The following is a 1341-nucleotide window of genomic DNA, read 5'->3' as shown; positions in this document are numbered from 1 at the left end:
CCGATCAGCACGATCACCACCAGCATTTCCAGCAGCGTGAAGCCCCGGGCCCTGTGCATCAGCGTTATTCCCAGTTGCCCAGGTCAGCGTTGTAGCCGTCGCCGCCGGGTTGGCCGTCCTGGCCATAGAAGATCAGGTCGAAGCTGCCGTGTTCACCGGGGAAGCGGTAGCCGAAGGCATGGCCGAACGGGTCTTTGAGGTCCGATGGCTTGGCGTACGGGCCGGCCCAGTTGCCGCCGTTGCTCGGCTTGGTCACCAACTGGTTGAGGTTGGCCGGCGGCGAACCCACGTCCAACGCGTAGCTTTCCACCTTCATGCTCAGGCTGGCCAGTTGCGCCTTGCCGGCGCCGTACTTGCCCTTGTCGACGTTGCCGCCCACCTGGCGCACGACGATGGTGGCGACGATGCCCAGCAGCACGATCACGGCGAGCATTTCCAGCAAGGTAAAACCGCCCTGGCGGCGGGCCGACTTCATGGTTTTCATGGGGGTTGGTTCCTTTAAATGTTACTGGTGAGGCTCATCAGCGGCAGCATGATGGCGAGCATGATCACGGCGACCATCACGGCCATGACCACGGTAAGGCTGGGCACCAGGGCGGCGAGCAGGCGGTCGATGCCGCGCTTGGCTTCGACATCGAACACCTCGGCGACTTTCAGCAGCATGCTGTCCAGCTCGCCGGCCTGTTCGCCGACGTCGATCATCTGGATCGCCAGTTCCGGCAGCAGCGGTTGCTGGCCAAACGCGCTGGCCAACGTGCCGCCGCCCTTGACCCACTCGGTGGCGTGTTCGACCTGGGCGACGACGGCGCGGTTGCTGCACACCTGGCGCACGATCTGCAGCGCCTGCAACAGCGCCACGCCGTTGCTGAGCAAGGTGCCCAGGGTGCGCGCCAGGCGGGCGGCCTCGATGCGTTGCAGCAGCGGGCCGATGACCTTGATGCGCAACAGGCGCCGGTCGTTGCGCTGGCGCCGGGCCGGGTCGCGCAGGGCGATCGCCGTGCCCCAGATGACCACGATGAGCCCGGCAAGCACCATCAGGCCCCAGGCGCTGAGGAACTCGCCCAGCGCCAGAATCACCTGGGTAATCAGCGGAATCGGGACGCCCAGGTCGCGGAAAATCGGCACGAACTGCGGCACCACGTAAGCCAGCAGCAAGGCCAGGGAACCCAGCACGCCAACGATCAGGAAGGCCGGGTAGATCAGTGCGTTGATCACTTCGCCGCGCAGGGTCTGGCTGCGCTCCAGGTAATCGCTGAGCTGGCGCAGGGTGTTTTCCAGGGCGCCGCCGGCCTCGCCGGCGCGGACCATGCTGATGTAGAGGGTGGAGAACTGCCCGCCCTC

Annotated in this window: 3 protein-coding genes; all 3 read right to left on the bottom strand. The window is 65.9% G+C overall.

Annotated features, from left to right (window positions below; genetic code table 11):
- The coding region (locus QBK88_RS31050; protein WP_445765032.1) for a prepilin-type N-terminal cleavage/methylation domain-containing protein at positions 1 to 59 on the bottom strand (59 nt) is incomplete at its 3' end.
- A gap of 5 nt (positions 60 to 64) precedes the next feature.
- On the bottom strand, positions 65 to 475 hold the full coding sequence (gspG, locus tag QBK88_RS30685; protein ID WP_176572408.1) for a type II secretion system major pseudopilin GspG: 411 nt from the start codon (positions 473 to 475) through the stop codon (positions 65 to 67).
- A gap of 23 nt (positions 476 to 498) precedes the next feature.
- A partial coding sequence (locus QBK88_RS30680) for a type II secretion system F family protein (RefSeq protein ID WP_277965045.1) occupies positions 499 to 1341 on the bottom strand: 843 nt, incomplete at its 5' end.

The organism is Pseudomonas sp. RIT-To-2, assembly GCF_029623465.1.
Taxonomy (GTDB): Bacteria; Pseudomonadota; Gammaproteobacteria; order Pseudomonadales; family Pseudomonadaceae; genus Aquipseudomonas; species Aquipseudomonas silvicola.
This window is presented reverse-complemented; position numbering and strand designations above follow the sequence as displayed.